Raw genomic sequence first — 24383 nt, forward strand, 5'->3', positions numbered from 1 at the left:
CCAGAAATTCGCCATGATTTCTTGACCGATGCATCTTTGTGGTCATAATTTATCTGGAAGGCTTTAAGGGTGGTGTTTACAACAGCATAGCTGTGCGAATAAGGATGTGAACTTCAGGCTAACGAGAGCAAATGACATCAATCTTTTTCATCCGTGATCCAAAGAAAAAATAAGATTAAGGAATTAAATCAGTGCCGCGCTTTTTACAGCGGTGTTTTGTTAACGATTAACATTAATGTTCTCTATATCTAACAGGATGTTTTCCAATGAGTGATCAAATAGACAATCAGGTAGAAAGTTTCGAACAACTTCGTACTGTTATACCCTCCGCCACCGGTGATCGCATTCTTCTGAAATCCTGGTTGCCAGGGCTTCGCTTTGGCGGCGGTGAGTTTGTTGCCACTATTGGGGATGGCGTCGACGATAACGGTTTTATCGCCGCTGGCCAAGGATTCTATTGGACGCGTGTCAATCAAACACTGGATGTGGAGAACTTCGGCGCCAAACCAGGAGACTGGCAGTTCGACAACACGGTGGCGTTTCAATCCGCCATTAATGCCGCTAAGAAAAATGGCGGCGGTGAAGTTCTGTGTATGGGTAATGTATACCGATTCGGTTTCTATTCGTACAGTGCCAAATATACTTTACCGTTCGATGATGGAACAGCGGCGCCTGCCATTATTGCGATGGGCAAAGATAAGGATATCTGTCCTGAACCCCAGGAAACCATGAACGCTGTTCTGGAGATCCCGAGCAGGGTTCAACTGCGTGGCTCTAAACAAGTCAACACTATTCTTGATTTTGGCTGGTCGCGTGACGTACACGGCGTTGGGTTAGACCAGCGTATTGGCATCTTATTCCGTCCAGACGGTTACCCAACCACAACTCGCATGACAGGGTTCGTCCGCGCCGTAGGTGTTGCCGACCTCACCATTCAAAATGCCTTCATCGGCATTCTGTCCGACGGCGTCATTTTCGACCAGTCACACTTCGGTGATATGATCTACCGTAATTGCGGCATCCCCGTTTTGCTTCAGGGCGCAGATAGCTGCTTCTTCGGTATCCAAACCATGGATAACTGCATGGCGGCGTTCATTGTCGGCGGTATGTGGCTACAGCGTAACAACGTTCAATACGGCGGCCAATGGGTGCCACCTTATACCACCATGGACATCTGGTCTCTGGGGTGGTGTGACTACTGTGTGTGGAAATACATCACCGTCGGTAACGGAAGTAATAACAAGTTCGGCGATAAGCACTTCGAGCTTGATAAGTTCTTTGATGACTATTTCTATAAGTCTAAAAACTCGGTTAAGACCTCAGAAGGAGGGCGTCTGACCAACATGGATCAGTACGGCGCCGATACGGATAACCCGCATGAGAAATACCGCGGCATCTGTCATCGCGCGTGGATCAACTACTCTCGTTATAACCGTGGCAACCTGAGTGTCATCATCGAGAACGCCAAAACGTACTGGACATCCCGTGTACCATTCCAGGCGCCGACTAAAACCGGTACGGACTATTATGGTCAAATCCACAATGCTTACATCGAGCAAGCTGGTCACATCAACAACAGCGCCGATAACTCTGATGCCAACGACTGGTATCACTCCAAAGTCGATCCGTACAACCAGGACTACGATAAGCTCCCGTATTTTGTCGTAGAAGGCTCAATGGGCTGTTCCCGTGGCGCTAACATCAACACTCGTTACGCACTGACTGCCCGTAGCGGTGAAGTGAACAACGCGAAACAGATCAACCAGATCTGGGTTCAAGACTTCGATGAAGTCTACAAGCAGCAGCCTAAGGAAAACGATAACTGTATTCGTTACACCATCGTTTACGACGGTAACGCGAAGAAAGGCCAGATCGTCGAGCGTATGTGGGTCGACCGGTTGGAAACGCAGCCACTGGCGTGGGTCCACGGTGAGGATATGGATCAGACCCATACCTTCCGCTATCGGGTTCTGGTTACTACCTTGCAAATGCGCAACGGTAATACAACCGAAGGCCAAATCGCAACGCCATGTTCCATTATCCATACTGCTGGGCGAAATAAGGTATTCCTGAAAGTAACAATCCCCGCTAACGCAGCGTCGTTGACGGGAGATCTCAACTGGATGTGGATGCCTAAGTATCTGGAAGGTCAAAACTACGGCTCCGATCAGCCGATCTTGAGTGTTATTAGCGCAAACGTAATGGGTACCAAGACCTACCCTGTAACCGGGGGCGGCGGCGGTACGGTTTCGATACCTAAAGAAATCAAGTCGGCCACTTACCGTAATGGCGCGCTCTTCATTCACGATTCTCAGAATCCGACAGACGCAAACCGGATGAAAATCTCTGATTTCCAGCCGGGAAGTGTCTTGGAGATTGCCGTTGAAGTTAATGGTAACTGGTTCATGTATTAAACTGGCCCGTTGGGTTTGCCTCCTATCAACATGCTGACGGAGGAAGTGGAGGCCGATCCCGTATCAGGTTGCCCTGATCCACAAACCGGAAAATACCAATCCTCACATCGCGGATTTTATCGGAAACGCAGTTCCTCCGCCGCCATATGTTTCCACATAAAAATCGCGCCGTGATCCGAGCCGCATTAAAGAGGGCACCTGACGGTCGATTAAGTGCTGCTGTTCAAAACCGTCAGCGCCACGTTTACCGCCGCCAATAACCGCGCCTCGGTGACGCCGTCACGCGCCTGAATCGACAGGCCGTGAAGGAATACGGCGAAATAGTCTCCCAGGCTGTCGGCGTCGGTGTCGGCCGGCAGTTCGCCGGTTTGCACCGCCTGGCGCAGCCGTTCGACGATCTGCTGCGTGCGCTGCAGCCGGTGCTCTGCCAGCCAGACTTTGAGCCCGTCGTTTTCTGCGCTGACGCTGGCGGCGGAGGAGACCACCATGCAGCCCTGCGGCAGATCCGGCCGGCTATAGAGCCGCACGGCATCTTCCAGCAGGCGTTTGATCGCCGGGCGAATGCCGCTTTCCTGCGCGAAGGCGCGATCGGCAAAGCCGCCTTCCTTGGTTTCGTAACTGGCGATCGCCTCGCGGAACAGCTGCTCTTTGGAGCCGAACGCTTTGTAGATGCGCGCGGAAGCAATACCCAATTCCGCCACCAGATCCGACATCGAGGTGCCTTCGTAACCCTGCCGCCAGAATAAGTTTCGCGCCTTTAAAAGCGCCTGTTCGCGATCGAACTCGCGCGGTCTGCCTGCCATTCGCTGCTCCAATTTACCTGCCATTCAGCGACATAGGATCGCTTAAATCGGCGGGAATACCAATGCCTTTATAAATTTCGCTTGCGGTCGCCGCGCTTTGCTCCTATTGTTTGTCAATCGACAACCAATAGGAGTTTACGATGAAAACCCTCAAAGGTCCAAGCCTGCATCTCGCGCAGTTCAGCGATGAGACAGCGCCGTTCAACAGCCTGCCCGCCATTGCCGAGTGGGCGGCGCAGATCGGTTTTAGCGCGTTGCAGATCCCGGCCTGGGATCGGCGTTTATTCGACATGGCCACCGCTGCGCAAAGCCAAACCTACTGCGACGATCTGACCGGTATGTTGGCGGAGCATGGGTTGGTGGTCAGCGAACTGACCAGCCATATTTTCGGCCAACTGATGGCGGTGCACCCGGCTTACGATGCGCTGTGCGACAGCTTCGCGCCGCCGGCGCTGCACGGCGATGCCAACGCGCGCGGCGAGTGGGCGCGGCAGCAAATGCTGCTGGCGGTAAAAGCCTCGGCGCGGCTCGGGCTCAGCGAGCTGGGCACCTTTTCCGGTTCACTGGCCTGGCCCTATCTGTTCCCGTTCCCGCAGCGGCCGGAAGGATTGATCGACACTGCGTTCAACGAGCTGGCCAAACGCTGGCTGCCGGTGCTCAACGCCTGCGACGAGCAGGGCATCAACCTGTGCTACGAAATTCACCCGAGTGAAGATCTGCATGACGGCGTGACCTACGAGATGTTCCTTGAGCGCGTTGGCCATCATCCGCGTTGCCGGGTGCTGTTCGATCCGAGCCATATGGTGCTGCAGCAGCTCAACTATCTGGAGTTTATCGATATCTATAAAGAGGTTATCGGCATGTTCCACGTTAAGGACGCCGAGTTCAATCCGACCGGGCGGCAGGGCATTTACGGCGGTTATCAGTCATGGATCGATCGCGCCGGCCGCTTCCGCTCGCTGGGCGACGGTCAGGTCGATTTCAACGGCATTTTTTCCCGTTTGACGCAGTACGGCTATTCGGGCTGGGCGACGCTGGAGTGGGAATGCTGCCTGAAAAATCCGCAGGACGGCGCGCGCGAGGGCGCGGCCTTCATTCGCGATCGCATTATCCGTGTCACCGACAAAGTGTTCGACGATTTCGCCGGCGCACCGGTTAACCCACAGCAGATCAATGCCTTGCTCGGCATTCGCTGAGCCAGTCCATCACAGGGAGTCACCCCATGAAACAACAAGAGAACGAGATCCTGTTGCAGGATCTCGGGGCGGAACACGTCTATACCCAGGTCAATGGCCAACGTATCCACTGCGTGATAGCCGGTGAAGGGCGGCCGGTGTTGCTGATCCCCGGCTGGCCGCAAACCTGGTACACCTGGCGCCATGTGATGCGCGCCCTGGCGGCGGCCGGTTTTCAGGCGATCGCCGTCGATCCGCCGGGCATCGGCGACTCTGACAAGCCCGTCGGCGGTTACGACACCGGCAGCATCGGTGCGGCGTTGCACGCGATGATGGCGCAACTGGGCCACGAACGTTACCAACTGGTCGGCCACGACATCGGCATGTGGGTCGGTTACGCCATGGCGAGCGATTTCCCGCAGGCGGTGGAACGCCTGGTGCTGACGGAGGCGGTGATCCCCGGTCTGGCGCCGCCGCCGCCGATTTTCGTCGCGCCGGAGGAGAACATCTTCCTGTGGCATTTCATGTTCAACCAGTTGGCGGATTTGCCGGAGACCCTGACCCAGGGGCGCGAGCGGGAGTATCTTGGCTATATCTTCAACCGCTGGTCCTATCGGCGCGACCGGGTGGCGGCTGAGGTCTATATCACCGCCTATTCGGCGCCGGGCGGCCTGCGCGCCGGATTCGACTATTACCGGGCGATCCCGGAGACCGTTCGCCAGAACCGAGTGCGCGCCGCCACGCCATTGACGATGCCGGTGCTGACCGTGGGGGCGGAACACGCCACCGGCGACGCGCCGCTGACGACGCTGCAGGGCAATGCGCGCGATCTGCGGGGCGAAACGGTCGCCGGCTGCGGCCATTTCATCACCGAGGAGTGTCATGAGGCGTTTATCGCACTGATTACGCCGTTCCTTGCGGGAGAACAGCATGCCGCTTGATGAACGCATCGCCGCCTTTTTGACGGCATCGGCCGATGTGCCGCCACCCGCGTCGCTGGCGGAAATGCGCGCGGCCACGGAAACCGGTTTGCGCTTGCTGCAGGGCGAAGCGGCACCGAGCGGCGGCGTCAGGGACTATACGGTGGTCGCCACCGATGGGCACCGGATTGCGCTGCGCGTCTATCTACCGGCGGGGGAAAGGCGCGCTGCCGCACAACCGGCGATGCTGTTCGCCCACGGAGGCGGCTGGTGCCTCGGTTCGCTGGCGCTGTATGACCAGCCCTGCCAGGCGCTGGCTAACGCCACCGGCCGGGTGATCCTGTCGGTCGACTATCGTCTGGCACCAGAGTATCCGTTTCCGCAGCCGCTGGAAGATGTCTATCAGGCGCTCTGTTGGGCTGCGCAACAGGCGCCGCAGTTAGGGATTGACGCTGACCGTCTGGCGGTGGGGGGCGACAGCGCCGGGGGCAATCTGGCGGCGGCGGTCGCGCTGCTGGCGCGGGATCGCGGCGGCCCGCATATCGAGCGCCAGCTGCTGCTGTACCCGGCGCTCAGCCGCGAAATGGCGACGGAGAGCTATCGCGAGTTTGCCGAGGGGCACTTTCTGACGCGCGACGCGATGGTATTTTGTTGGCAGCAGTATCTGGCTCAGCGGCGCGAACCCTACGGCGAACCGCTGCACGCCGCCACGCTGCGCGGGTTACCGCCGGCCACCATTCTGAGCTGCGAATATGATCCGCTGCGCGATGAGGCCGAGGAGTATGCGCAGCGGCTGCGCGAGGCGGGCGTGGCGGTACGCTGCGAACGGTTGCCGGGCATGGTGCATGCCTGCATACACATGCTGGGGCTGACCCCGGCGGCGCGGCGCCTGTTCGAGCTGGCTTGCGAGTAAAAAGTTCACGCTAAGATGCGATGAACCATTCTTATCCCATTCGTTTGATGTTGCGTTATGAAAAGCAATAAAAATAGTGAGATAAGCAGGGTGTTGGGCGCCCTTGAAGACGCCGAACGCAGGCATAGCGCATTAGGAGAAACCGCCATGGACGGCGGTTTCAGGTGAGACAGGCAGGGACGCCTGTCGCAACCGGCCTCAATGCGGTATGGCGGAGAGAGGGAAGTTGGCAAAGCCAACCGTCTGATAGGGCAAAGGCGCGGGTTGCCAGGGGCCGCGCCTTCGGCCCCTGGCTCGGTCGAGGCGTATGATCCTCATGGCGCATCTCACCTTTATCGACCGAAAACTGCACAAATACGTTCAGAAAAACGCTAACTAACCAGCATTACCCGCACTTATTCATCAGACACGTGATTAACGGCCGGCGACGGTGACGAAGCGGGTTTCCAGGTAGGATTCGATCGCTTCGCTGCCGCCTTCGGTGCCGTGACCGGAGTCTTTCACGCCGCCAAATGGCGTTTCCGGCAGGCCAAAACCGATGTGGTTGATGCTCAGCATGCCGCTCTCCACGTCGCGCCCCAGCGCATTGACGGTGGCGATGTTGCGGCTGTAGGCGTAGGCGGCCAGCCCGTACGGCAGACGGTTGGCTTCGGCGATCGCCTCGTCGTAGGTGGCGAACGGGCGCAGCAGGGCTACCGGGCCAAACGGCTCTTCCGACATGGCGCGCGCGCTCAGCGGCACGTCGCGCAGCACCGTCGGCTCGAAGAAGTTGCCTTTGCCCGCCACGCGTTTGCCGCCTGTGCTGGCCTTCGCTCCGTGGGCGATAGCGTCCTGCACCAGCGCCTCGATATTGTCGACGCTGCGGCCCAGCACCATCGGGCCCATCGTCACGCCGTCTTCCAGCCCGTTGCCGAGCTTGAGCTCACGCACCGCGGCGGTGAATTTCTCCACGAAGGCCTCGTAAACGCCTTGCTGGATCAGGAAGCGGGTCGGGGCGATACAGACCTGGCCGGCGTTGCGGAACTTCGACTGCGCCAGCTCTTTGGCTGCCGCGTCGAGATCGGCGTCGTCAAAGATCAGCACCGGCGCGTGGCCGCCCAGCTCCATGGTGGCCTTTTTCATATGCTGGCCGGCCAGCGCCGCCAGATGTTTGCCCACGCGGGTGGAGCCGGTGAAGGAGATCTTGCGAATGGTCGGATGCGGGATCAGGTATTCCGAGATTTCCGCCGGGGTGCCGTACACCAGTGCGATCACCCCGGCTGGGATACCGGCGTCGGCGAAGGCTTTGATCAGCTCTGCCGGTGAGGCCGGGGTTTCTTCCGGACCTTTGACGATGATGGAACAACCCGCCGCCAGCGCGGCGGACAGCTTGCGCACGATCTGGTTAATCGGGAAGTTCCACGGCGTGAAGGCGGCCACCGGGCCGACCGGCAGTTTCAGGGTTTGCTGCTGCACGTCGCGGGCGCGGGACGGAATGATCTGCCCGTAGGTACGGGTGGCTTCGCCGGCGAACCAGTCGATAACGTCGGCGGCGTTGAGAATTTCAATCTTGGCCTGCGCCACCGGTTTGCCCTGTTCCTGCGTCATGATGGCGGCGATGGCGTCGGCGCGTTCGCGCAGCAGTGCAGCGGCTTTGCGCATCAGGTTGGCGCGCTGGTGTGCGGCGGTGTTGCGCCAGAGGTTAAATCCGCGCTCGGTGGCGGCCAGCGCCAGATCGAGATCCTCTGTGGCGGCGTGCGCCACCTGACCGATGACCTCGTCGCTGGCGGGGTTGGTGACAGGCAGGGTTTTCCCGGCCAGCGCGTTGCGCCATTGTCCATCGATATACAGTTGAGTATCCGGATACATTGTTGCCTCTTGTTTACGGAGTGGTCAGGGGCCGCTGAGTTTTGCGATGCGGCGCGCCTGAATGGGACAGGGACCTTAACCCTACGCCGAATGGCGGCGATCGTCCAGGCGAGGGGCACGAAAGGACCAGGGCGGCTACTCAATCGGCGATGTTTTGGCTATGCTGAGCAGATTGTCAGCACGGATGAGGAGGTCGGGTGCAAGGGGTTCCACAACAGTTTCCGTTCGAGAAGGATTGCGCGCAGTTCCGGCATTTGTCGCATCTGCCCGGCGTCGAACTCTATCAGGCGCACATTGAGCGCTATGCCTTCGAGCCGCATACCCACGACGCCTTCGCCATCGGCACCGTGGACACCGGGGCGGAGCGTTTTCGCTATCGCGGGGCGCAGCATTTAGCGGCGCCGGGCGCGCTGGTATTGATGAACCCGGACGAGCTGCACACCGGCGAAGCCGAAACGCCGGGCGGTTGGTGTTACCGCATGCTCTATCTGGCGCCCGAGGCGCTGGAGCAGCTGTCCGGCGATCGGAGCCAGTGGTTTACCGAGGCGGTGCGCCACGATCCGCGGGCGGCGCAGCGCCTGTCCGCCATTCTCGCCATGCTGTGGCAAACCGAGGATCCGCTTACGCTCGACGGCCTGCTGCTGGAGGCCGTCGAGTTGCTGCACCCGCATATCCGCACCGGGCAGCGAGAGAAAGCCGAGGCGGCGCACCGTTTCGAGGTGGTGAAAAGCTACCTGCACGATAATTATGCCGAGGCCGTAACCCTCCACCAACTGGCCGATCTGGTCTCGCTCAGCCCGTACCATTTCCAGCGCAAGTTCAAGGCCGAATATCACGTCTCGCCGCAGCAGATGCTGATGGCGATCCGGCTGTCGCAGGCTAAACGCATGCTGGAGCGCGGCATACCCGCCGCACAGGTGGCGGCGGCGGCGGGGCTGACCGATCAGGCACATCTGACGCGCGCGTTCGCTAATCGTTACGGCGTCACGCCGGTGCGTTTCCAGAAACAGGTGAAATTGGGCTAAAACAGCAACCTGCTACAATAATTCCTCCCCGCGTTTTCGCTACTCTGCCGCTGTCTTGTCGGGCGGGTTGGCCGCGCCGGCCGTTTGTCGGAGTCGTTATGTTCATTGGCGTTGTGTTTGCCCTGGCCGCCGGGCTGATGTGGGGACTGATTTTCGTCGGCCCGCTGCTGGTACCGGACTATCCCGCCGCGCTGCAGTCCACCGGGCGCTATCTGGCCTTTGGGCTGATTACCTTGCCGCTGGCGTGGTTTGATCGTCGCCGTCTGCGCAAGCTGCGGCGTCAGGATTGGCTGGAAGCGCTCAAGCTGACGGCCATCGGCAATCTGCTGTACTACCTGTGTTTGGCCAGCGCCATTCAGCGCACCGGCGCACCGGTCTCGACCATGATCATCGGCACTTTGCCGGTGGTGATCGCCATCTGCGCCAACCTGTTTTACGGCCGGCACGACGGGCGCCTGGCCTGGGGCAAGCTGGCGCCGGCGCTGCTGCTGATCGTCTGTGGATTGGCGTGCGTGAACGTCGCCGAGCTGCGCGGCAATGCGGTATCGATCGACGGCTGGCGCTATCTCAGCGGTCTTGGGCTGGCCGTGTTGGCGGTGGCGTGCTGGACCTGGTTCCCGCTGCGCAATTCACGCTGGCTGCGGGAGAATCCGACGCAGCGGCCGGCCACCTGGGCCACGGCGCAGGGGCTGGTGACGCTGCCGCTGGCGCTGCTGGGCTATCTGGCGGTCTGCGGTCAGCTGGCGCTGAGCGAGCCGGCGTTCGCCTTGCCGTTCGGCCCGCGCCCCGAGGTGTTTATTCCGCTGATGCTGGTTATCGGCGTGTTCTGCTCCTGGCTGGGGGCGCTGTGCTGGAACGAAGCCAGCCAGCGGCTGCCGACGGTGTTGGTGGGGCCGCTCATCGTGTTCGAAATTCTGGCGGGGTTGGCGTATACCTTTCTGCTGCGCCAGGCCTGGCCGCCGTTGCTGACGCTGGCGGGCATCGTCTGTTTGATCGCCGGCGTGGTGTACGCCATGCGCATCAAGCCGCAGCCGGTGGTGGTGGCGCTGGAGGACAAGCCGAGGTGACGCCCGCCGTGGCGGCGGGCGTGAGGGTTAACGCTTGCTGTGGTGAATGATCTCTTCGGCCACGTTGCGCGGCGCTTCGGCGTAGTGGCTGAATTCCATGGTGTAGGTGGCGCGGCCCTGCGACATCGAACGCAGGGTGGTCGAGTAGCCGAACATCTCGGACAGCGGCACCTTGGCGCGAATTTCCTTGCCGCCGCCGCCCGGGATCTCTTCCATGCCCTGCACCAGACCGCGGCGTGAGGAGAGATCGCCCATCACGTTGCCGGCGTAATCCTCCGGCGTTTCCACCTCTACCGACATGATGGGCTCCAGGATCACCGGATCCGCCAGGTGGCAGGCGTCCTTGAAGCCGAAGATCGCCGCCATGCGGAACGCCTGTTCCGACGAGTCGACGTCATGGTAAGAACCGAAGGTCAGGTGCACCTTGACGTCCACCACCTGATAACCGGCCAGCACGCCGTTATTCAGCGCCTCGAGCACGCCTTTTTTCACCGCCGGGATAAACTCGCCCGGAATGACGCCGCCCTTGATCTCATCGAAGAACTCGAAGCCTTTGCCGGGTTCGTTCGGCTCGACGGTCAGCACCACGTGGCCGTATTGCCCTTTACCGCCGGACTGGCGCACGAACTTGCCTTCCACGTCGGCCACCCGTTTGCGGATGGTTTCGCGGTACGACACCTGCGGCTTGCCGGTGGTGGTCTCCACCCCGAATTCACGGCGCATGCGATCGACGATAATCTCCAGGTGCAGCTCGCCCATGCCGTAGATAATGGTCTGGCCGGATTCTTCATCGGTGCGCACCCGGAACGACGGATCTTCCGAAGAGAGGCGCTGCAGCGCGATGCCCATTTTCTCCTGGTCGCCCTTGGTTTTCGGCTCGATCGCCTGGGCGATCACCGGCTCGGGGAAGGTCATGCGCTCCAGCGTGATGATGGCGCCGGGATCGCACAGCGTATCGCCGGTGGTGACGTCCTTCAGGCCGACGCAGGCGGCAATGTCGCCGGCGTGCAGTTCGTCGATGTCCTTACGATCGTTGGCGTGCATTTGCACGATCCGGCCGATACGCTCCTTTTTGCCCTTGATTGGGTTATAAACGCTGCTGCCTTTGGCCAGCACCCCGGAATAGACGCGCACGAAGGTGAGTTGGCCGACGAACGGATCGGTCATCAGTTTGAACGCCAGTGCCGAGAATTTCTCGTTGTCATCGGCTTTGCGGGTGATGATTTCATCGTGTTCGCCGTGGCCTTCCATCGGCGGCACGTCGAGCGGCGAGGGCATCAGCTCGATCACCGCGTCCAGCATGCGCTGCACGCCTTTGTTGCGGAACGCCGATCCGCACAGCATCGGTTGGATTTCACCGGCGACGGTGCGCACCCGCAGCCCGTGGACGATCTCCTCTTCGCTCAGCGGCATCTGGTTGAGGTATTTCTCCATCAGTTCTTCCGAGGCTTCGGCGGCGGCCTCAATCATGTTTTCACGCCACTCCTGCGCCGAATCGCGCAGCTCTGCCGGGATTTCTTCGAAGCTGAAGTTCATGCCCTGCGAGGCTTCGTCCCACAGAATGGCCTTCATCCGCACCAGATCCACCACGCCGCTGAAGTGATCTTCGGCGCCGATAGGGATAACGATCGGCACCGGGTTGGCTTTCAGGCGCTCGATCATCATTTTGCGCACGCGGAAAAAATCCGCGCCGATGCGGTCCATCTTGTTGACGAACGCCAGCCGCGGCACCTTGTACTTGTTGGCCTGACGCCAGACGGTTTCCGACTGCGGCTGCACGCCGCCCACCGAGTCATAGACCATCACGGCGCCGTCCAGCACGCGCATCGAACGTTCCACTTCAATGGTGAAATCGACGTGCCCGGGGGTATCGATGATATTGATGCGGTGCTGCGGATAGTTATGCTGCATGCCGTTCCAGAAGCAGGTGGTGGCCGCCGAGGTGATGGTGATGCCGCGCTCCTGTTCCTGCGCCATCCAGTCCATGGTCGCCGCGCCGTCATGCACTTCACCCAGCTTGTGGCTGACCCCGGTGTAAAACAGAATCCGCTCGGTGGTGGTGGTCTTGCCGGCATCGATATGCGCGGAGATGCCGATATTGCGGTAACGTTCGATAGGGGTGGTGCGAGCCATAATCAACCTTTCTTAGCCGCGTGAAGGAGAGCGGCTTAAACAGCATGGATAATGGTGATAATCCTCATAGGGTTATCCGTCGGATCGCAGAGCCTCGCTCTGGTCACAAACTAATCGTAGTTGAAGGCGTTGGTTTTTTTAAGCGATGGCTGTGATAGATGAAAGTTTGCACGCAGGCGAAGAAAAGGCGAAAAAAAGGCCCGTAACGGGCCTGTTGTCGAGCGGCGTTCGCCGCTTATTTGCGTCCCAGCAGGAAGCCGAAAACGATGCCGACCGCTGCCGCAACGGCCACGCCGGCCAGCGGGTTGGCTTCCACCTGCGTTCTTACGCTGTCCGCGGCGTCTCGGGCGGCATAGCTGGCCTGGGAGGCGTATTTGCGCGCCGCGCCGCGCACCTGATGCTCCGGCGAATCAACGGCTTTGCCGAACGCTTCTTCTACCGCGCCTGCGGCTTCATTGGCTTTGTCTTCCGCTTTTCCAAACATGCTGCTCTCCTGTTCCTTGTGGGATAATGAACCCTAAGCCTAGCAGGCAAACGACGTTTTTTGCAGCATTCTGTGCGTTATAAGAGCAATCCGAGCAGAGAAAAGTCTTGCCGGGCGCGCGGTGACGGCTTCACCCGCGCGGCTTTTTGTGTTCTATTGGCTAGCGGTTTAACCGGGTAGCGTTACCCTTTGACCGATTCGTTGAGTTGAAAGGACTCCCCATGTCAGTACTGCGTATTCTGGCGCTGCTCGCCGCGACTGCCGCCGCGTTGCCCGCTCAGGCTAAGCCTGCGCTCCACGGGGCGGCGGCCGGGAACGGCATTCGTTGGCAATCTTGTCTCAACAGCGGCTTTCAGCGCTGGTTCGATGAGCCGCCGCCGCCGGGGCTGCGCTGCGGCTATCTCGAGGTGCCGCTGGCGTACGCCACGCCACCCGCTCATACCGTGCAGGCGGGCGAACAGACCGTGCGCCTGGCGCTGACCCTGCTGCCCGCCACCGGGCCGAAAAAGGGCAGCGTGGTGACGATCAGCGGCGGGCCGGGCCTGCCGGGCATCAACCCCTATTTAGGCAACGACGCCCACGTCGCCAGGCTGCGTAAATCCTACGACATCATCGGTTACGATCCGCGCGGCGTCGGCCAATCGACGCCGAAAATCTCCTGCCAGCTGGCCGAAGGTGACGAACTCCCTGAACCGGACGACAACGACGTGGCCGGCGCGGAGAACCTGACGCGCGCCCTGATTGCCGCCTGCATCAAACAGACCGGCGCGGACGTGCTGCAACATATCGGCACCGACGAAGCGGTCAACGATCTGAACGCGATCCGCCACGCGCTGGGCGAGCCAGGGCTGACGGCGGTGGCGTACTCTTACGGCACCAAGGTGGCGGCGCTGTATGCCGAGCGTTTTCCGAAGAAAACGCGCGCGCTGGTGCTGGACGGGGTGGTGGATCTGGCTGAGGACGATTTCACCCAGCGGCTAAACCAGGAACGGGGTTTCCAGCAAAGCTTCCTGCGCTTCGCCGCCTATTGCGGAAAAACCGACAGCTGTCAGCTTGGCGGCGGCGCCAATCAGGCGCTGCAGCGCTATCACGCCTTGCTGCGCAAGCTGCACGATCAACCGTTCGTCACCGCAGCGGGCTATGAAATCTCCGCCGACGACGTGCTGACGGTCACGCGTTCGCTGTTATTGTGGCCGGAGCGCTGGCATGAGCTGGCCACCGTGCTGCGCCAGCTTGATGCCGGCATCGCCGGGCAGCAGGTTTCCGATCTGATCGACGAAAGCTATTCGCCGGATGCCGATGACGCCCTGAACGTCATCACCTGCGCCGACGTCGCCAACCCGACGGCCGATCCGCAGCAGTTGCGCCGGCAGCGGCAGGAGATCAATACCGCCGCTTTGTATGCCCACTATCTGCCGCTGCACGAATACCCGCTGGAAATGTGCGATCTGTGGCCGTACCGCGGCAAAGATCGGCCGCACACCCCGGTGGCGTCCGCCGCGCTGCCGCCGCTGCTGTTCGTCGCCCAGCGCTACGATCCAACCACGCCGTACCGCAATGCCCAGGTGATGGCCTCGGCCTTTAAAAGCCCGCTGATCACCCGCGAACGCGACGGGCATACGCTGGCGCTGAACGGCATCGACAGCTGCGTTGACGAAAGCGTGGTGGATTATCTGCTGGCGCCGAAAAAGCCGCGCCGTGACAAGATTTGCCGCTGAGAAGGCCGGGGAGCAGCCCGGCCTTAAGTGAGTCAGCCGGCGAAAATATGCGCCTGGCCCATCACGTTGAGAGTGACCTGAGAACCGGGCTGCAGGCCTTCGCGGCTGACGGTTTTGATCTCGATTTGCGCGCCGCCGGCGACCATCCGCAGGTTGAGCGTAGAGACGAAGCCGGCGAAATCAATGCCGGTGATCACCGCCTGGCCGCGCTGCGCCGGATCTGACAAGCCGATTTGAATCTGCTCCGGGCGCAGCATGATGCGCGCCGGGCCGCTGCGTTGGCGATCGTCGACGGCGATGCGCCCCAGTGCGCAGTCGGCCCAGCCGTGCGCCAGTTCAGCGGTCAACACCAGCGTTTCGCCAAGGAAGCTGGCGGTCGGTTCATCGACCGGGCGCAGATAAAGATCCTGCGGCGCGCCCACCTGCGCCAGCCGGCCATTGCGCATCACCGCCACCTGATCGGCGAACGACAGCGCCTCGCTCTGATCGTGGGTGACCAGGATCGACGCTACTTTGGCCTCCGTCAGCAGTTCGGCCACCGCTTTTCGGGTGGCGGCGCGCAGGCCGGTATCCAGCGCCGAGAACGGCTCGTCCAGCAGCATCAGCCGGGGTTGCTGCGACAGAGCACGCGCCAGCGCGACCCGCTGCTGCTGCCCGCCGGACAGTTCATGCGGCCACAGGGCCGCCAGACGGCGATCCAGCGCCACCATCTCCATTAACGCCTCGATGCGATGCTGTTTCTCGCGTTTGCTGCCCTTGAGGCCAAAACCGATGTTGCCGGCGACGGTAAAGTGCGGGAACAGCGCGCCATCCTGCGGAACGAAGCCGATGCCGCGCAGGTGTGCAGGCACCCAGCCGCCACCGTTGCCCATGGCTTGCCCCTGCAGCAGGATCTGGCCGCCGTCGGGGATTTCAAAGCCGGCGATGATGCGCAGCAGAGTGGTTTTGCCGGAGCCGGAAGGGCCGACGATCGCCGTGCGGCTGCCGGCGGTAACCTGCAGGTCAATGTGTTCCAGCACTCTGATGGCGTTGTAAGATTTTCCGATACCGTGCAGTTCGAGCGTGCTCATAGTCCCGCCGTGCGTTTAGATTGAGAATAAAGAAGCCAGGTGAGCGGCAATGACAGCGCCACCATAATCAGCGCATAAGGCGCTGCGGCGACGTAGTCTATCTCGCTGGTCAGCGCCCAGAAGCCGGTGGCCAGCGTGCGGGTGCCGTTCGGCGCCAGCAGCAGCGTGGCGGTCAGTTCATTGGCGATCGCCAGGAATACCAGCGCCGCGCCCGCAGCGGCGCCCGGCGCCGCCAGCCGCAGCGTGGTGCTCCACAACGCCTGCGCCGGCGATTTGCCCAGGCTGCGCGCCACGTTTTCCAATTCCACCGGCGCCTGTGCGATACCGGCGCGCAGATTGATCAGCGCCCGCGGCATAAACATCAGCAGATACGCCAGCAGCAGGGTGATTTCGGTCTGGTAAATCGGCCGGAAGCTGTGAATGGTGATGGTCACCAGCGCCAGCGCCACCACGATGCCGGGCAGCGAGCTGGTCACGTAGTTGCAGCCTTCCAGCACCCGATACAGCCGGGCCGGATAGCGTACCGACAGCCAGGCCATCGGAATGGCGCACAGGGTGATCAGCAGCGCGCCGGCGGCGGACAGCGACAGCGTTTGCCACAGCGCGGGCCACAGATCGGCGTTGCGCCATACGTCGAGGCCGCCCAGCCACAGCCAGCGGGCCAGGGTAATGAAAGGCACGCCCAACGCCAGCGCAGTCAGCGCGATCGGCAGCAGCAGCGCCAGCGCGGCGAGCGGCGGCGAAAGGCGGCGCGGCGTTTGGCTGCGGGCGCTGCCGGAACCGACGCGGGCATAGCGTGCGCGGCCACGGCTTATCGCCTCAAGCAACAGCAGCCCCAGGCAGCACAGCACCAACACGCCGGCCAGCATGTTGGCCGCCGGGCCGTTGAAGGTCGATTGGAACTGATCGAAGATGGCGGTGGTGAAGGTATCGAAACGGATCATGGCGTACAGGCCATACTCCGCCAGCAAGTGCAACGCGATCAGCAGCGAGCCGCCCCAGACCGCCAGTTTCAGCTGCGGCAGCACCACGCGGAAAAACACCGCCGGCGGCCGGGAGCCGAGTGAGGTGGCGACGTCCTCGATACCGGGATCCAGGCGGCGCAGCACGGCGGCGGCAGGCAGGTAGATAAACGGAAAGTAAGCGAGCACCGAGATGAAAACGCCAGCACCCAGGCCGTGCATCGACGGCACCAGGCTGATCCAGGCATAGCTTTGCACAAAGGCCGGCACCGCCAGCGGCGCGGTCGCCAATACCGCCCAGAGACGGCGGCCCGGCAGCGTGGTGCGTTCGGTCAACCAGGCCAGGGCCACGCCCAGCACGGCGCAGATCGGCAGCGTCAGCACCACCAACAGCAGGGTATTCAACAGCAGCTCCGCCACACGCGGGCGGAAAACCAGTGCTTTGACCGTTTGCCAGCCGGTTTCAACCGCCACGCCGATAACGAATCCCAACGGCAGCAGCGCCAGCAACGACAGCAACACGGCGCTGACCACCACGATCGCCCCTGGCCGCGGGTGACGGGGGACAACAGAATAACGCCGCGCGGTCTGCGCGGCGTGGGTACTCAGGTTTGACATAACGATCAAAAACTCTCGGTTTGCCGGCGGGCCTTACAGCAGGCCCGCCTCGGTCATCAGTTCGACAACTTTCTTACTGTTCAACTGCGCGGCGTCTACCTTCGGTGCGTCCAGATCTTTCAGCGGCACCAGTTTCGGGTTAGAGGCCGCACCGACGCCGACGGCGTATTCGAAGGCGTTGTTGGTGCGCAGGATCTCCTGGCCCTGTTTGCCGGTGATCCACTTGATGAACGCCTGCGCCTGCTGCTGATGCTTGCTGGAAGCCAGCACGCCGCCGCCGGAGATGCTGACGAAGGCGCCCGGATCCTGATGTTTGAAGTAATACAGCTTGATGTTGTTGCTGTTCTCGCCGGTTTTCGCGCCGTCCACGAACGGGTAGTAGTGATAGATCACGCCGCTGTCGATCTGGCCGGCATTGACCGCTTTCATCACCGTGCTGTTGCCTTTATAGGCGGTAAAGTTGGTTTTCATCGCTTTCAGCCAGTCCAGCGTGGCTTTCTCGCCTTTCAGCTCCAGCAGCGCGCTGACGATCGCCTGGAAATCGGCGCCCGACGGCGAAGCGGCCCAGCGGCCTTTCCATTCCGGCTTGGCCAGATCCAGCAGTGACTTCGGCAGCTGCGCGTCGCTCAGTTTGGCCGGGTTATAAACAAACACGGTAGAGCGGGCGGCGATGCCGATCCAGCGGCCGTGGCTTGGGCGATATTGTGGTTCCACCTGGGCCAGCGTGGCGGCGTCCAGCGGGGCGAACAGCTTGGCGTTATCCACCAACACCATCGCCGGGGAGTTTTCCGTCAGAAACACGTCGGCAGGTGAAGCGCTGCCTTCCTGTACCAGTTGGTTGCCCAGTTCGCTGTCGCCGCCGTTGCGCAGCGTCACCTTGATGCCGGTGTCTTTGGTAAATCCGTCGACCCAGGATTTCACCAGATTTTCATGCTGGGCGTTATAAATAACGATGCCCTGGTCGGCGGAGGCCGCCTGAGCGCCAAAGACCAGCATCATCGAGGAGGCGAGTAGGGCGACGGGGCCGAGAGATGAAATACGCAGCTTCATGCAGTTATCCTTTTTAGCGTTCGAATGAAGAAAACGAATATCGCCTGGCGAGCGCAAGCAGGCCGATTTTAGCCAAGAACATCAATAATGATAGTGAAAACGATTCGTATTAAATTATTTTTGACGATCGCTCACAAAATGAATTGCCCTAAGGATAAGTTAAGCTTCGGCTGGAATAATCTGTATTGATTGCCTGAATTTATGTCACCGCCGGTTCACGGCGTTCCTGACGGCAATGCCGGTCTCCGCGTTTATCCTCGTGTTTTTCATCGTTCTGTTGCCAGTACTTCTTTGATAATGAAAGAAATTCAACACCGCTTTTGGTTATGACTCATAGCGATTAATGATTTAATTTATTCCACTGCCTCATTGCATATTAAACGCGATAAAACACTAATCAGGGATATCGACGTGAAATATTCATTTAATGGCAAGAAACTGGCTGGTTTAATCCTCCTGGCTTTTAATGCTACGGCTGCCCATGCCGCAGAGGTGCCGGCAGGCGTTAAACTGGCGGCGGTGCAAGAACTGGTGCGCGCCAACGGGTATGAACCGGCGACGCTGGATCCAAACCTGGCCGAAAGCAATGTGGAGTTCTACATCTTCAACGATCTGTTCGAAGGCTTGCTGCGCGTCGGAAAAGACGGTGAAGTGATCCCGGCACTGGCGCAGACGTGGGAGCATCAGGGCAACGTCTGGACTTTCCGTCTGCGGCCGCAGGCCAAATGGTCGAACGGCGATCCGGTGACCGCCGACGATTTCGTTTACAGCTGGCGGCGCCTCACCGATCCGAAAACCGCCTCGCCGTACGGCAGCTATCTGGCTTCGGCCTACGTGCTGAATGCGGCGGCGATCAACGCCGGCAGCAAACCGCCGAGCGAGCTGGGCGTCAAGGCGCTGGATGCGCACACTCTGCAGGTGACGCTGTCGGAGCCTAATTCCTATCTGCTCAAGCAACTGGTGCATTTCCCGGTTTTGCCGGTTAACCGCAAGGTGGTGGAGCAGTACGGCAAAAACTGGACGCAGCCGGCGCACTTTGTCGGCAACGGGGCGTTCCGCCTCAGCCAGTGGGTGGTGAACGAAAAGGTGGTGGTGGAACGTAACCCGCAGTATTGGGATAACGCCAATACCGTGCTCAACAAGGTCACCTTCTTGCCGATCCAGGGCTTCCCGGAAGTGGCGCGTTTTCGCGCCGGTGAGGTTGAGCTGGGGTATACCACGCCGCCGGAGCTGTATCAGCAGCTGAAAAAAACGCTCGGCGAGCAACAGCTGGTGACCTATCCGCTGCTCTCCACCAGCTATTTCGCCTTCAACAACCGCCAGGCGCCGTTTAACGACGTGCGGGTGCGCCAGGCGCTGAACCTGGCGCTGGACAAAGAGATTATCGCCGGCAAAGTGTTGGGATACGGCCAGCAGCCGGCCTGGACCTTTACCCCAACTGGGGCGGGCGGCTATAGCCTGCAGCCCGGCGCCGCGGCCGGTTTGACGCCGGAACAACGCCACGCCCAGGCGAAGCAACTGCTGGCGCAGGCCGGTTTCAACGCCGAGCATCCGCTGCGCTTTACCGTGCTGTACAGCAATGACGCCACCATCAAGAAGATCGTCATCGCCGCCGCCGCCATGTGGAAAAAGAACCTCGGCGCAGAGGCCACCTTGCAAAGCCAGGAGCGCAAAGTCACGCTGGACAATATCAACCGCGGGCAGTACGGCGTGGCCTTTACCCGCTGGCTGGCGGATTACAACGATCCGTCTACTTTCCTGAACGTGTTCCGTTCCGACAGCAGCGAGAACAGCCCCAAATACCGCAATCCGGAGTACGATCGCATTCTGCATCAGGCGACGGCGGCGCCGACACCGCAGCAGGTGCAGCAATATTTCCAGCAGGCCGAGGCGGTGCTGGCCGTCGATACGCCGGTCGCGCCGGTGTACTACGAAGCCAACGCCACGCTCATCAAACCTTACGTGAAGGGGATCGACTTTACTCGTCAGGGCGCCTTATACGATAAAAACGTCTACATTCTCGAACACTGAAAAATAAAAAACGGCTGATTTATATCAGCCGTTTTTATAAATGGCCGTTTAATTAACATTATCCTAAATACTCCATAAACGACGGGCAATCTTTTCTTCCCGCCGGATAAAACAACGCCTATACTGCGCCGGTAGTTTATATGCAGTATCTCGTTTGGCGAGGCTCCTATACAAACACAGGTTACTGATCTGACGACATCGAGAGATGCCCAAGGTTAAGACAGGCTTTATCGGATTAAGGTTTAGCCCAAAGTAACTTCCGAGCAACAACTCGGATACGTTGTATAGTGCTAAAACCTGGACGCGGAGATAGGCAGTCTGCACTCCCTCTGTGGTTACGCCCCTATGCGATTCGCTGTTGAAGTTCACAACAGAAATAGGGACTGACAAAATGATCAAGTCACATCAACACTATTCTTCTCCGGCGCTGAACGCGACTGAAACTCTCGACGAGACTTCGGTCGCCGGTTATATGAACGCCGATTTTATTACCGTTCCCGCAACGATGACGGTCAATCATGCCCGGGAATATTTACTTTCGCAGCTCAAAACGGACGAAATTCCCAGCCGGGTATTTATTACCGCGGACGATTATCATCTGCGCGGCACACTGTCGGTGAAAAAACTGTTGCAGTGCGAAGAACAGGATAAAGCCGTCGGCGTAATGATGGATTACAGCTATTTCCAGGTTTCGCCCGACGATGACCGCAACGACGTGGCGCATCTGCTGGGCAAAGGGGGGCTGGACGTGGTGCCGGTGGTGGCCAATAACACGCTGGTCGGCGTACTGGGCGAGCGTGAGATCGCCCGGCTGGTCGAGGATGAAAACACCGAGGATGCACAACGCCAGGGCGCGAGCCTGCCGCTGGACAAGCCTTATCTGGAGACCAGCCCGTGGGCGCTGTGGCGTAAACGCTCGGTGTGGCTGCTGATGTTGTTCGTCGCTGAAGCCTACACCGGCAACGTGCTGAAAGCGTTTGAAGATCAGCTCGAAGCGGCGATTGCGCTGGCGTTCTTTATCCCGCTGCTGATCGGCACCGGCGGCAACAGCGGCACCCAGATCACCTCGACGCTGGTGCGCGCCATGGCGCTGGGCGAGGTCAGCCTGCGCAACCTGGGCGCGGTGATCCGCAAGGAGGTCACGACCTCGCTGCTGATCGCCGTCACCATCGGCCTGGCGGCCTGGGTGCGCGCCTGGATCATGGGCGTCGGCATGGAGGTGACGCTGGTGGTCAGCCTGTCGCTGGTGGCGATCACCGTGTGGAGCGCCATTGTTTCGTCGATCATCCCGATGCTGCTGAAACGTCTCGGCATCGATCCTGCCGTGGTGTCGGCGCCGTTTATCGCCACCTTTATCGATGGCACCGGCCTGATTATTTATTTCAAAATCGCCCAACACGTTTTGGGTATTTAAACCGCTCCGCCCGTAAAGGGCGGAAATGTGACAAACCTGAGGAGGACGTTAAAAACCATGGACGCCGACCAACCCCGATATTTAACGCAAGGGGATTTTATCGATAACATTTAACCTGAGGACAAAATAATGGGAAACATGACTATTTTTATGGGATTCCTGGCAATGATCAGCTCGCTGGGCCTGTTGGCGGCCTATATGAGCACCAAATGGGATGATTGATGAACGCTAAAGATCCGCCTAGATGCATCCTCCCCGTGATCGCTATTTATTATGGGGAGGATTTAGCGGCGCGCTGAACGCGCGGCCTGATACGGGAGTTGATAATAATGACGATTCTTATTCTGGGATTGCTCTACGCCATTTTAATGATTTCGGTGGGGGTGAATGAGATTTATTTTTATTCCACCGGAAAATCCAATTTTCTTACTAGCCTCATGCTGACTTTCTCTGGCAGTATGCTGCTGATCGCCTTTGTCTGGCAATTATCCTCTAAAGTAAAAAAATAAATCACCGTCCGAATGTGAGCAGCATCATGCAAAATGAAAAACAGGCCGTGGCCAGAAACTCGATGATCGCCAGCGGGTTGCTGGCCACGGGCAAATTCGTCGCCGGCATTTTTACCGGCAGTATTGGCCTGATATCCGAAGGGATCCACTCTTTCACCGATTTTATCGCCACCAGCATCACCTGGCTGGCGGTGCGCATCAGCGATAAACCCGCCGATGACGATCACCACTTCGGCCACGGCAAGGTGGAAAACCTGGCGGCGCTGTTCGAGGTGTTGCTGTTGCTCGGCGCCGCCGGTTGGATCGTCTACGAGGCGGGCAGCAGCCTGCTTGGGCAGCCGCATGAGATCGTCGCGGCGCCGGTGGTGATCGCGGTGCTGCTGATTTCCATCTGCGTCGATTTTTTCCGCGTGCGGGCGCTCAACCGCGTCGCCAGGGCGACCGACAGCGCGGCGCTGGAAGCGGATGCGCTGCATTTCTTCTCCGACATGCTTTCGTCCGGCGTGGTGCTGCTGGGCATGGTGTTTGTGCTGCTGGGCTTTGGCCGTGCGGACGCCATCGCCGCGCTGATCGTCGCCGGTTTTATCTTTGTCGCGGCAATCAAACTGGGTAAACGCTCCTTCGACTCGCTGATGGATGCCGCGCCCGCCGGGGCCACCGAGGCGATTCGCGCCACGCTGGACAGCTTCCCGGCGGTGCTGGCCTGCGACAGCGTGCGTATTCGCAACGCCGGCGCCGTACTGTTTGTCGAGATCACGGTGGCGGTGTGCCGCACCTTGCCGCTGGAGCGCATCGATGCGCTCAAGCGAGAAATCGTCGAACGACTGCGGCAGCAGTATGCCAAGGCGGAGTTTACCGTCATCGCGGTGCCGCAGACCCGCAGCGACGAAGACATGGCGACGCGCATTCGGGCGATCGCCGCCAATCACGGCGCGCAGGTGCAGAACGTCACCTTGCAGCAGTTGCCGACGCGCATGGCGATCGGCATGGATCTGGCGGTGCCGGCCAACGCCAGCGTGGCGCAGGCGCATGATATCGCCACGGAGATAGAAGGGATCCTGCGTCAGGCGATCGGCGAGGACACCGAGATAGAGACCCATCTGGAGCCGCAGACGCCGCACTGGCTGGCCAGCGAGGATGTTTCCGCCGCCGAGCTGGCCGATATCCGGCTGATTTTGCAGTCGGCGCTGGAGCAGGGGGATAAGGTGCAAGACGTGCACAACATCCGGGCGCGCAGAACCGACGGCGGCATCATCGTCAACTTCCACTGCCGGGTGTCGCCGGCGGTAACCATCGCCGCCGCGCACGATGCGGTCGATCGGGTCGAGCGGCGGCTGCGCGCGCTTTATCCGGCCATCTCACGCGCGATAGGGCACGTCGAGCCGATCAAGCCCGGCGTTTGAATCAGCTCAGCCAATTGCGGATAGAGCGCCGCGTTGGCCAGCAGCAGCGGGTTGCCGCGTCGCAGCCCGTTGTGGTGCATAAAGTCATTCGCCACGCCGCCGGCTTCGCGCGTCAGCACCAGCCCAGGCAGGCTGTCCCAGGCGTTCATATGCGGTTCGTAATAGCCCAGCAGACGCCCGGCGGCCACCTGGGCGGTCATCAACGCGCCGGAACCGCTGCGCACAAACATGCCGCCCGCCTGCAGCAGGCGACAGAGAAAACCGCTGAATTCCGCCGCCGAGGCGCGCGGTGATATCCCGACGCCCATCACGCCATCCGCGACGCTGCGCCCGGCATGCACGCCGATCGGTTCCCCGTTGAGGAAAGCGCCTTGGCCGCGGCAGGCGCGGAACATCTCGCGGTGGTTGGGATCGTAGACCACGCCGATCGCTGGCTCACCGTCGATCACAACGCCTATCGCGATACACCAGGTATGCAGCCCGTTCAGGAAGCAGGCGGTGCCGTCAATCGGATCGACCACCCAAATACAGGCAGCATTATCGCCGCTGCTGCCGCTCTCTTCGCCGAGAAACCCGTCCTGGGGAAACCGACGGTTGATCATACGGCGGATCAGCGCCTCGACTCGGCGGTCGGCCTCGCTGACCACGTCCTGCAGCCCCTGTTTAAACTCGACGGCCAGGCTTTGCCGGCGTTGATAAAAGCTGAAGGCGAGATCGGCGGCGGCGCGGGCGATCTCACGCGCGAAGCGGTAGCGCGCCTCGATGTCCCGTGGAGAGAGTGATGTCATGGAGTGCCTGATAACGAAAAAAAGAATGGCAGTAGCCT

The 24383-nt window shown here is 60.3% G+C and carries 20 protein-coding genes and 1 riboswitch; of the genes, 12 read left to right on the top strand and 8 right to left on the bottom strand.

The genetic code is table 11. From position 1 onward, the window contains the following. The first annotated feature begins 266 nt into the window (after positions 1-266). A complete protein-coding gene (locus ACMGF9_RS11175) occupies positions 267-2414 on the top strand; it encodes a hypothetical protein (protein WP_015377952.1) in 2148 nt (715 codons plus the stop codon). A gap of 209 nt (positions 2415-2623) precedes the next feature. On the opposite strand, the gene ACMGF9_RS11180 is transcribed toward ACMGF9_RS11175, so the two are convergent. Then, the gene (locus ACMGF9_RS11180; protein ID WP_021503750.1) at positions 2624-3217 is read right to left on the bottom strand and encodes a TetR/AcrR family transcriptional regulator; all 594 of its coding nucleotides are present in this window, start codon (positions 3215-3217) and stop codon (positions 2624-2626) included. Positions 3218-3357: 140 nt separating this feature from the next. Between ACMGF9_RS11180 and ACMGF9_RS11185 the strand changes: the two genes are divergently transcribed. From ACMGF9_RS11185 to ACMGF9_RS11195, 3 genes are read left to right on the top strand one after another with little or no spacing between them, the layout of a single operon-like run. Continuing rightward, entirely contained in the window at positions 3358-4413 is a 1056-nt protein-coding gene (locus tag ACMGF9_RS11185; protein WP_118892008.1) for a sugar phosphate isomerase/epimerase family protein, read from the top strand. A gap of 26 nt (positions 4414-4439) precedes the next feature. Next, positions 4440-5333: an alpha/beta fold hydrolase gene (locus ACMGF9_RS11190; protein WP_015377949.1), complete on the top strand. Its 894-nt coding sequence runs from the start codon at positions 4440-4442 to the stop codon at positions 5331-5333. Further along, positions 5323-6225, top strand: coding sequence for an alpha/beta hydrolase (locus ACMGF9_RS11195; RefSeq protein WP_118892009.1), 903 nt, complete (start codon positions 5323-5325; stop codon positions 6223-6225). Before ACMGF9_RS11190 ends, ACMGF9_RS11195 begins: the two co-directional genes overlap by 11 nt. A gap of 414 nt (positions 6226-6639) precedes the next feature. Here the strand turns inward: ACMGF9_RS11195 and ACMGF9_RS11200 are convergent, their stop codons facing one another. Continuing rightward, complete coding sequence (locus ACMGF9_RS11200; protein ID WP_004938137.1) at positions 6640-8073, bottom strand: NAD-dependent succinate-semialdehyde dehydrogenase; 1434 nt, start codon at positions 8071-8073, stop codon at positions 6640-6642. A 197-nt stretch (positions 8074-8270) separates the two neighbouring features. On the opposite strand from ACMGF9_RS11200, the gene ACMGF9_RS11205 reads away from it, so the two are divergent. Continuing rightward, complete coding sequence (locus tag ACMGF9_RS11205) at positions 8271-9098, top strand: AraC family transcriptional regulator (protein WP_004938135.1); 828 nt, start codon at positions 8271-8273, stop codon at positions 9096-9098. Between the two features lie 98 nt (positions 9099-9196). After that, on the top strand, positions 9197-10165 hold the full coding sequence (locus ACMGF9_RS11210) for a DMT family transporter (protein ID WP_088381612.1): 969 nt from the start codon (positions 9197-9199) through the stop codon (positions 10163-10165). Between the two features lie 27 nt (positions 10166-10192). On the opposite strand, the gene fusA is transcribed toward ACMGF9_RS11210, so the two are convergent. Both fusA and ACMGF9_RS11220 read right to left on the bottom strand, forming a co-directional pair. Continuing rightward, the gene (gene fusA, locus ACMGF9_RS11215; protein WP_021503745.1) at positions 10193-12298 is read right to left on the bottom strand and encodes an elongation factor G; all 2106 of its coding nucleotides are present in this window, start codon (positions 12296-12298) and stop codon (positions 10193-10195) included. Between the two features lie 235 nt (positions 12299-12533). Continuing rightward, positions 12534-12782: a glycine zipper domain-containing protein gene (locus ACMGF9_RS11220; protein WP_004938127.1), complete on the bottom strand. Its 249-nt coding sequence runs from the start codon at positions 12780-12782 to the stop codon at positions 12534-12536. Positions 12783-13003: 221 nt separating this feature from the next. Here ACMGF9_RS11220 and ACMGF9_RS11225 point away from each other — a divergent pair, with 221 nt between their 5' ends. Then, positions 13004-14500, top strand: a complete 1497-nt coding sequence (locus tag ACMGF9_RS11225; protein ID WP_021503744.1) for an alpha/beta hydrolase — start codon at positions 13004-13006, stop codon at positions 14498-14500. Positions 14501-14532: 32 nt separating this feature from the next. Here the strand turns inward: ACMGF9_RS11225 and ACMGF9_RS11230 are convergent, their stop codons facing one another. The 3 genes from ACMGF9_RS11230 to ACMGF9_RS11240 are packed head-to-tail and all read right to left on the bottom strand — an operon-like array spanning position 14533 to position 18200. Next, the gene (locus ACMGF9_RS11230; protein ID WP_021503743.1) at positions 14533-15570 is read right to left on the bottom strand and encodes an ABC transporter ATP-binding protein; all 1038 of its coding nucleotides are present in this window, start codon (positions 15568-15570) and stop codon (positions 14533-14535) included. Then, positions 15567-17150, bottom strand: a complete 1584-nt coding sequence (locus ACMGF9_RS11235) for an ABC transporter permease (RefSeq protein ID WP_031299659.1) — start codon at positions 17148-17150, stop codon at positions 15567-15569. Before ACMGF9_RS11235 ends, ACMGF9_RS11230 begins: the two co-directional genes overlap by 4 nt. Before the next feature lie 33 nt (positions 17151-17183). Further along, positions 17184-18200 carry an iron ABC transporter substrate-binding protein gene (locus tag ACMGF9_RS11240; protein WP_021503742.1) on the bottom strand — a complete coding sequence of 339 codons (1017 nt, stop codon included), beginning with the start codon at positions 18198-18200 and terminating at the stop codon, positions 17184-17186. Between the two features lie 411 nt (positions 18201-18611). Here ACMGF9_RS11240 and ACMGF9_RS11245 point away from each other — a divergent pair, with 411 nt between their 5' ends. The 5 genes from ACMGF9_RS11245 to ACMGF9_RS11265 all read left to right on the top strand — a co-directional run bounded on the left by ACMGF9_RS11245 (position 18612) and on the right by ACMGF9_RS11265 (position 23557). Then, complete coding sequence (locus ACMGF9_RS11245) at positions 18612-20231, top strand: ABC transporter substrate-binding protein (RefSeq protein ID WP_021503741.1); 1620 nt, start codon at positions 18612-18614, stop codon at positions 20229-20231. Positions 20232-20373: 142 nt separating this feature from the next. Next, positions 20374-20547, top strand: a riboswitch (M-box (ykoK) riboswitch). A 75-nt stretch (positions 20548-20622) separates the two neighbouring features. Further along, positions 20623-21645, top strand: coding sequence for a magnesium transporter (locus ACMGF9_RS11250; protein ID WP_004938111.1), 1023 nt, complete (start codon positions 20623-20625; stop codon positions 21643-21645). Positions 21646-21774: 129 nt separating this feature from the next. After that, on the top strand, positions 21775-21867 hold the full coding sequence (gene mgtS, locus ACMGF9_RS11255; protein ID WP_004938109.1) for a protein MgtS: 93 nt from the start codon (positions 21775-21777) through the stop codon (positions 21865-21867). Positions 21868-21974: 107 nt separating this feature from the next. After that, positions 21975-22154 (top strand): hypothetical protein, encoded by a 180-nt coding sequence (locus ACMGF9_RS11260; RefSeq protein ID WP_004938106.1) that lies wholly within the window; start codon positions 21975-21977, stop codon positions 22152-22154. A 26-nt stretch (positions 22155-22180) separates the two neighbouring features. Beyond that, on the top strand, positions 22181-23557 hold the full coding sequence (locus tag ACMGF9_RS11265) for a cation diffusion facilitator family transporter (protein WP_075684432.1): 1377 nt from the start codon (positions 22181-22183) through the stop codon (positions 23555-23557). Here the strand turns inward: ACMGF9_RS11265 and ACMGF9_RS11270 are convergent. After that, entirely contained in the window at positions 23500-24345 is an 846-nt protein-coding gene (locus tag ACMGF9_RS11270; RefSeq protein WP_021503739.1) for an inositol monophosphatase family protein, read from the bottom strand. The genes ACMGF9_RS11265 and ACMGF9_RS11270 overlap by 58 nt on opposite strands. Between the last annotated feature and the right edge of the window lie 38 nt (positions 24346-24383).

It is taken from the genome of Serratia sp. BNK-23 (assembly GCF_047456145.1).
In the GTDB taxonomy this organism is placed as follows: domain Bacteria; phylum Pseudomonadota; class Gammaproteobacteria; order Enterobacterales; family Enterobacteriaceae; genus Serratia; species Serratia nematodiphila.